The sequence below is a fragment of the Succinivibrio sp. genome, from assembly GCF_045124615.1.
GTDB classification, from domain to species: domain Bacteria; phylum Pseudomonadota; class Gammaproteobacteria; order Enterobacterales; family Succinivibrionaceae; genus Succinivibrio; species Succinivibrio faecicola.
The window spans coordinates 1-8233 of the sequence record NZ_JBGVMC010000121.1 but is presented as its reverse complement, the minus strand read 5'-3'; the positions used below and the strand labels follow the sequence as shown (position 1 = coordinate 8233).

Annotated in this window: 6 protein-coding genes; all 6 read left to right on the top strand. The window is 39.0% G+C overall.

Annotated elements, in window-relative coordinates; translation table 11 throughout:
- Window positions 1-1910 (top strand): xylulokinase (xylB, locus tag ACJML3_RS03345; RefSeq protein ID WP_406020610.1); only part of this gene is annotated, 1910 nt, incomplete at its 5' end.
- A gap of 45 nt (window positions 1911-1955) precedes the next feature.
- A complete protein-coding gene (locus ACJML3_RS03340) occupies window positions 1956-2987 on the top strand; it encodes a LacI family DNA-binding transcriptional regulator (RefSeq protein WP_219936137.1) in 1032 nt (343 codons plus the stop codon).
- 592 nt (window positions 2988-3579) lie between these two features.
- Window positions 3580-3846 (top strand): 30S ribosomal protein S15, encoded by a 267-nt coding sequence (gene rpsO, locus ACJML3_RS03335; protein WP_219936135.1) that lies wholly within the window; start codon window positions 3580-3582, stop codon window positions 3844-3846.
- 92 nt (window positions 3847-3938) lie between these two features.
- Window positions 3939-6143 carry a polyribonucleotide nucleotidyltransferase gene (gene pnp / locus ACJML3_RS03330; RefSeq protein ID WP_406020607.1) on the top strand — a complete coding sequence of 735 codons (2205 nt, stop codon included), beginning with the start codon at window positions 3939-3941 and terminating at the stop codon, window positions 6141-6143.
- Between the two features lie 75 nt (window positions 6144-6218).
- A complete protein-coding gene (locus tag ACJML3_RS03325; protein WP_406020605.1) occupies window positions 6219-7604 on the top strand; it encodes a sodium-dependent transporter in 1386 nt (461 codons plus the stop codon).
- A 31-nt stretch (window positions 7605-7635) separates the two neighbouring features.
- Window positions 7636-8205: a hypothetical protein gene (locus tag ACJML3_RS03320; protein ID WP_406020603.1), complete on the top strand. Its 570-nt coding sequence runs from the start codon at window positions 7636-7638 to the stop codon at window positions 8203-8205.
- Window positions 8206-8233 lie beyond the last annotated feature (28 nt).

The following is an 8233-nucleotide window of genomic DNA, read 5'->3' as shown; positions in this document are numbered from 1 at the left end:
ATGAAAATGGCAATGTTTTAAACAATGCAATCTTGTGGTGTGATTCAAGAACACAAGAAGAGTGTGATGAGATTGAAGCTCTTGTTGGAAAACAAAGACTAATTGAGATTAATGCAAATCCAGCACTAACTGGATTTACAGCTCCAAAAATTCTATGGGTAAGAAAGCATTTACCTGATGTTTACAAAAAGTGCCGTACAATTTTACTGCCTAAAGATTATGTAAGATTCAAGCTTACAGGTAAGCTCTTTATGGAAGTATCTGATGCATCAGGTACTAACCTTCTAGATATTAAGGCAAGAGAGTGGTCTGATGAGATTTTAGAAAAACTCAATATTGATAAGGCTCTTCTTCCACCTATCATTGAATCAGAGGAAGTTGCAGGACATATCAGTGATGAAGCTGCAAAACTAACAGGCCTCAAGGCAGGTACAGTTGTGGCAGCAGGTGCAGGTGATAACGCAGCAGCTGCTTTAGGAACAGGTGTATGCTCTTCAGGGGATGCATTTATCACACTTGGTACCTCAGGAGTTATTTTTGCTCATACTGACAAACCATCAATTGATCCTTTAGGTCGTGTACATACCTTCTGTGCTGCTGTAAAGAACGGATGGACTGCAATGTCATGTACATTAAGTGCAGGACTTTCACTTCGCTGGCTTAGAGATGAGCTTTTCTCTTATGAAAATGAACAAGAGCAAAAAGCTGGCCGTGATGTATATAATCTTATGACAGAGAATGCATCAAAGATCCCTTTAGGATCAGATGGTCTTATTTTCCTGCCATATTTAATGGGTGAAAGATCACCTGTTTTAGATCCAAATGCCCGTGGTGTATTCTTTGGATTAAGTGCAAGACATGGCAAGGCTCATATGACAAGAGCTCTTTTAGAGGGTATCACTCTATCTCAGCGTCATAATCTTGAAGTGCTAAAACAGATGGATATTAAACCAACACAGCTTATTGCCTGTGGTGGCGGTGCAAGATCTGAATTCTGGCGTTATCTGCTGGCAAACATTCTTGGCTGTTCAATTACAACAACCACCTCAAAAGAAGGTCCTGCTCTTGGTGCTGCAATTCTTGCAGGTGTTGCATCAGGTGTATTCCCATCAGTTGAAAATGCCTGTTCAATGCTTGTTCATAAATCAGATATCAACTGCAAGGCAAATACAGAGGATGTTGAAAAATACAATGCTGTATATGAGGTTTACAGATTCTTATATCCTCAGTTAAGACCTGCATTCTCAAAGCTTTCAGCTCTTCGTGATGTACTTGACGGTGGCAGAAGAAAATACAAGGATGTAACTGATGTTGAGTTCGAGCGTTACGGCAAGGTTATTAGCGATATTCCAACAGATGAGCTTGTAAGTGCTCTTGAAAAGACTCCTCTTACAGATGGTACTGACTATGTCGCATCAAGTGAGATTTTAGAGACCGAAAAATTTGTCGATATCATGAAAAATCAGGTTTTTGGCGGACTTGATATTCAAATAGGATACTGTAACGGTCATAATAAAGATCTCAATGCTCTTGAGTATCATAGAAACAGTGAGCTTAATGTTGCAGCAAATGATGCCTATCTAATGGTAGCACCTGCTACAGCTGTCAAGGATGGAATCATTGATTCTCAGAGTGTAGAGATTTTCAGAGTCAAGAAAGGTCAGGCTGTACTGTTTTATGAAACAACTCTTCATTATGCACCATGCGTTGCAGATAATGAGGAGCATTTTAAAATGATGGTTGTGTTGCCAAAAGGCACAAATACACAAAGACCTTCAGCTCTACACAGATGTGGAGAGTCAGGATATCTTACCCATAACAATAAATGGCTGTTTGCCCATAAGGATTCAAACGAAGGAAAATCCAAGGTAAGCACCGGCAGACTGATAGGTGAAAATCTTAGAGTCTGAAATAAATAAAAATACCGTTTGAATTTATAACAAAAAAGGTTGCATATGAGTGTTACTGTAAAGACCCTTGCTCTTGCCGCTGGAGTTTCAAGAGGAACAGTTGATAGAGTTCTGCATAACAGAGGTAACGTCAAAAAAGAGGTTGCCGTAAAAATCAAAGCTCTTGCAAAAGAGCTTGGATATGTACCAAACAGAGCAGGACGAGAACTGTCCGGTTTTAAACTAAGCTACAAAATAGGTGTTCTTCTGCCAAGTATAGGCAACGTCTTTTTTGATGGAGTTACAAACGGTATTGAAGAAGCTATAAGAGAATATGAAGAGCTTGGTGTAGAAGTTGTATTTACAAAGGTGCAAGGCTACAAGGAGGATGTTCATTTAAAATCAATTGACGAGCTTGTATCAAAAGGTTGCAGTGCTTTGTGTCTTGCAACAATGCAGACAGAAGCGATTGCTCAGAAGATTAAAGAGTGCCAGAAATCAGGTATAAAGGTTATTCTTGTAAATTCTGACATAGAAGGTTCTGGCAGGATCTGTTATGTAGGATCTGACTATATAAAAGCAGGAAAAACCTGTGCAGGTCTGTTATCTTTAATGAAACAAAAAGAGCATATCAATATTCTTATTGTAACCGGCTCTGAAAAAATGCGCGGACATCAGCAGAGAATTTCTGGTTTTAAAGATGAGTTGGACAGACTTGGGTGTGACTACAGTGTTGTAAATACCATTGAGTCTGACGATTCAGATATAAAAGCTCAGATCCTTGTTCAAAAATACCTAAAGGAAAATCCTAAAATCAACTGTGTTTATGTTACAGGAGCTGCCGTTCAGGGCGTTGGCTCTGCAATCATAGCAAGTGGCAGAAAGGATATTTTTGGAATAGCCTTTGATGATATCTATACAACGGTGGAGCTTGTAAGAGCAGGTATTTTTAAATTCGTTATCTGTCAGGAGCCTTTTGTTCAGGGATATCAGTCAATTAAAAGAGCCTATCAGTTGTTGTCTGGATCTAATTCAAATAGAACAGGAACAGATTATTTTACCGAGACCATTATCAAGATAGCATCGAATATTGGATAACATGGATAGCAATAAGCTGTCTTAATAAAAGCAGCTTTACTTTTATGAGAAAAGTGCAAGAAATTACCATTCAGGCTTTTTTTTATAAATTATGCGGGCGTGAAAGATCACGGTTTAACCGTTTGGATGAGAGCACGAATTATATTTTATTTGACAGCAATCCTTTTGTAGGAAATTACCTTGTTTTTGTACATAAATTAAAGAGAAAATTCTCTTAATTCATCGAAGTTCGTTTCATTTGTGACAACACTTAAGGAAATTTTAGTTTTGGCAAATAAGAGTTTTATGCTTTGCCGTTAGGCCAATTGAACAGAATGATGTGGTGACAGGGAATTCTTACTTTTTAAGTGAGTGGAAATATCAAAAACAGTCTAAAGTAAGAAAAATATCAAATAAGAAGGAACTTCAGAAAAAGTACTGATGATTTGCTTGAAATTTCGTGCGTTGTATAGAAATTTTATTCTTTATATCACCTTTTTTTTATATCTAATAATAAAGTAAGCAAAATTATGTTAAAATTAGTCGGCTTTCAACTGAGTTTGTGATCGGTCTGAGAGTCATATTGTTTAATTATCACAAAGGAGCATTTTAAATGTTAACAGTAGAACAGAAAGCAAAGATCGTTGCTGAATTTGGTCGTAACCCACAGGACACAGGCTATCCAGAGGTTCAGATTGCATTATTAACTGCAAGAATTTCTGACCTTCAACCTCACTTTGAGGCTCACAAGAAGGATCACCACAGCCGCCGTGGTTTATTACGTTTAGTTGCTCAGCGTCGTAAGCTGCTTGACTACTTAAAGACTTCAGATGTTGCTCGTTATACAGCAATCGTTGAGAAGTTAAAGCTCCGTCGCTAATAATTAGCGTCTGGCTGGGCGGCTTGAATGCCGCCCTAATTTTATAGGCCCCACTTAAAGAGGCAAAAAGTGGGTGTAGTGGAGAAAATATAATGAATTTAAAACCAATAATCCGCACCTTTAAATACGGTCGTCATACAATTACTTTAGAAACAGGTGCAATTGGTCGTCAAACAGACTCAGCCGTTATGGCTTCTATGGATGACACTACAGTATTTGCAACAGTAGTTTGTAACAGAAAAGAAGAGGTTGCAGGTCGTGATTTCTTCCCTTTAACAGTTAACTATCAGGAGCGTTCATACGCAGCAGGTAAGATCCCAGTAAGCTTCTTCCGCCGTGAGGGTAGAGCTACCGAGGGTGAGACCTTAATCTCTCGTCTGATTGACCGTCCTTTACGTCCACTATTCCCAGAAGGTTTCGTAAACGAGGTTCAGGTTGTTGTTACAGTTATGTCAGCAAATCCTGAAATTCCAACAGATATTATTTCTATCATTGCAGCTTCAGCTGCATTAAAGACTTCAGGTCTACCATGGAATGGCCCTCTTGGTGCAGCTCGTGTTGGCTACATTGATGGTCAGTATGTATTAAACCCACTGACAAAAGAGCAGAAAGTTTCAGATCTTGACCTTGTTGTTTCAGGTTCAAAGCAGGCTGTTGTGATGGTAGAGTCAGAGGCAAACTGCCTGCCAGAGTCAGTAATGCTAGGTGCTGTTATGTACGGTCATGAGCAGCAGCAGACTGTAATCAATGAGATTGAAGAGTTCGCAAAGCAGGTTAACCGTCCAGTTTGGAACTGGGTAAAGCCAGAAGAGGACACTGCTTTAATTGAAGCTGTTAAATCAGAGGCAACTGAAGCTGTAGGTGAGGCTTTCAGAATCGTTGACAAGTTAGAGCGTCAGGATAAGTTAGAAGAGATCCAAAAGAGCGTTGCTGAAAAGATAAAATCTTCAAAAGAAGAGTGGGCAGAAAAGGACAACGAGATTGCAAAGATCTTCTTTGACCTTGAGCGCAACATCGTTCGTGAAAGAATTCTGTCTGGTGAAAAGAGAATCGACGGCCGTTCATTACGTATGATTCGTCCTATCACCATTGCAACCGGCATCCTTCCAAGAGTTCACGGATCAGCTTTATTCACCCGTGGTGAGACTCAGTCAATCGGTACATGTACTCTAGGTTCAGAGCGCGATGCTCAGACATTTGAGGATATGTCTGGTGTTCGTACAGACAGATTCATTCTTCACTACAACTTCCCTCCATACTGTGTAGGCGAAATTGGTTTAATCGGTTCTCCAAAGCGTCGTGAAATCGGTCACGGACGTCTTGCAAAGAGAGCTCTAAAGGCTGTTCTACCTTCATTAGAGCAGTTCCCATATTCAATTCGTGTTGTTTCAGAAATTACTGAATCAAACGGCTCTTCATCAATGGCTTCAGTATGTTCAGGCTGTCTGTCATTATTAGACGCTGGTGTACCTATCAAGGCTCCTGTAGCTGGTATTGCAATGGGTCTAGTTAAGGAAGATGACAGAGTTGCAATTCTAACTGATATCATGGGTGATGAGGATCACTTAGGTGATATGGACTTTAAGGTAGCTGGTACTCGTGATGGTGTTACCGCACTTCAGATGGATATCAAGACAGACGGTATTACCCGTGAGATTATGCAGAATGCATTAACTGATGCACATGCTGCAAGAATTCATCTGTTAAACGTAATGCAGAAGGCTGTACCAGAGGGTGTTAAGGAATTATCACCATATGCTCCAAGAGTTGTAACCATCAAGGTTCCAGCTAACAAGGTTAAGGAAATCATCGGTAAGGGTGGCTTTAATATCCGTTCAATTCAGGCTGACACAAACAGCCAGATCGATATTGAGGATGATGGTACTGTTAAGATTTCTGCAACTTCACAGCTTTCAGCAGAAGGTGCAATCAAGCGTATCAATGATTTACTCATCGAGGTTGAAGTAGGTCAGGATTATGTTGGTAAGGTTGTAAGAATCACTGATTTTGGTGCATTCGTTAACATCCTTCCTGGTCGTGACGGTCTTGTTCACATCTCTCAGATCACTGAAGAAAGAGTTGAAAATATCAACGATTATCTGCAGATTGGTGATGAGGTTCGTGTTCGTGTTCTTGATATTGACAACACTGGTCGTATCCGTCTGTCAATCAAGGCAATTACTGAAGAGCAGAATGCTCAGTCAGAACAGGCTGCAGCACAGATTGTAGAGCAGGAAGTTCCTGTTGAAGAGCAGCAGGCTGAAAACGTTCAGTCACAAGAACAGGATCAGCAGTAATCATAACTGAAAATTTAAAATAATCAGAAGGCTCGTATGTAACATAATACTGCGAGCCTTTTTAATGAGCATTCTATGAATAATAACACTCAGAATAGAGAACAGTTTTCAACAAGACTTGGTTTTCTTTTAATTACAGCAGGATGTGCTATCGGTCTTGGCAATGTATGGAGATTTCCTTATATTACAGGTCAGTATGGTGGAGCTGCATTTGTACTAATCTATCTTCTTTTTCTAGTTATTTTAGGTATACCTCTTGTAAGTATTGAACTTGCAATCGGTCGTGCCTCAAGAAAGAGTATCGGTTGCTCTTTTGAAACACTGACACCTAATAAAAAATGGTATTTATGTAAGTATTTCATGATCTGTGGTAACTATCTGCTTATGGCATTCTATACAATGGTTACAGGCTGGATGCTTTACTACAGCTACAGAATGCTAAAAGGAGATTTTACAGTTGAGCCATTAACTCAATCTCAGTCAGGTCAGTATTTTGGAGAACTGTTAGCAAGTCCTGGTGCAATGATTCTTTGTACTGTTCTTGTAACAGTATTTTCTTTTTCTATCTGTGCATTAGGACTTAGAAAGGGGGTTGAGAGAATCACAAAACCTCTAATGGTTTTACTGTTTATTCTCCTAATTTTTCTTGCTGTACACTCATTTTTCCTTCCAGGCTTTGAAAAAGGTCTTGAATACTACTTAAAACCTGATTTTTCAAAGTTCACAAAGGATTCTATCTATGAAATCCTGTCAGCCGCTGTAAGTCAGGCTTTCTTTACCTTAGGCCTTGGTATAGGTTCAATACAGATCTTCGGATCTTATATGAGTAAGTCCCGTTCTATTCCATATGAGTCAACAACCATTGCAATTTTAGATACCATAGTGGCTCTTCTTGCAGGTCTTATTATTTTTCCTGCATGTTTTAGCTATGATGTTCAGCCAGGACAGGGACCAGGTCTTATCTTTGTAACTTTACTGTCAGTATTCTCAAATATGCAGTTTGGTTACATCTGGGGCTCAATGTTATTCATCTTCATGCTCTTTGCAGCTGTTTCCACTTTAATTGCAGTTTTTGAAAATATCATCGGTATTTCACTTGATATATTCAAGACTACAAGAGTAAAGGCTGTAATTGTAAACATGATAATTATTCTGCTACTTTCTCTTCCTGTAATTCTAGGATTCAATGAGCTTTCATTCATAAAACCTATGGGTGAGAATTCAGTGATCCTTGATTTATATGACTTTGTATTATCACAGAACATTATTGAGTTAGGCTCAATAGTTTATGTTCTTTATGCAAGCTATAACTATGGCTGGGGTTTTGATTCTTATACCAAAGAGGCAAATCTTGGTTCTGGTTTTTCTATAAGCACAAAACTTCGTTTCTATTTTAAATATGTGCTGCCAGTTATAGTTCTTGCATTATTTGCTCAAGGTTATATAGCAAAATTTGCATAATTGAATATAAATAAACGACATTGGAGTATATATGCAAAGAGAGATCTTTAAGACAAGACTTGGTTTTCTTCTCATTGCCTCAGGATGTGCAGTCGGCATCGGCAATGTATGGAGATTCCCATTTATTGTAGGTCAGTATGGTGGAGCATATTTTGTGCTCATGTACCTTTTCTTCCTGTTACTAATAGGTATTCCTTTACTTACTATCGAACTGTCAATTGGAAGACGCTCAAGATCATCTATGGCTTACTGTTATGAGAAACTTGAGGATAAAGGCTCCTACTGGCATGTAAACAAGTGGTGGCAGTTTTCCGGTAACTACTTTTTGATGGGATTTTATGTTGTAGTAGCAGGCTGGATGCTGTACTACTTCATGTCTTTTGCCTTCAATGAGATCCCTCATAATATTGATAGAGCATCTGCAACTAAAAGATTTACCGATCTTTTAGCTTCTCCAAGTCTTATGTACAGCTTAGTACTTGCATGTGTAATATTCTCATATGCAGTTGTGGCACTAGGTGTTGTAAAGGGGGTTGAGAGAATAACCAAGCCTCTTATGGTTATCATTATTCTTCTGCTTGTTTCTATGGCTGTTCGATGATTTACTCTTGATGGTTTCTCTCAAGGTA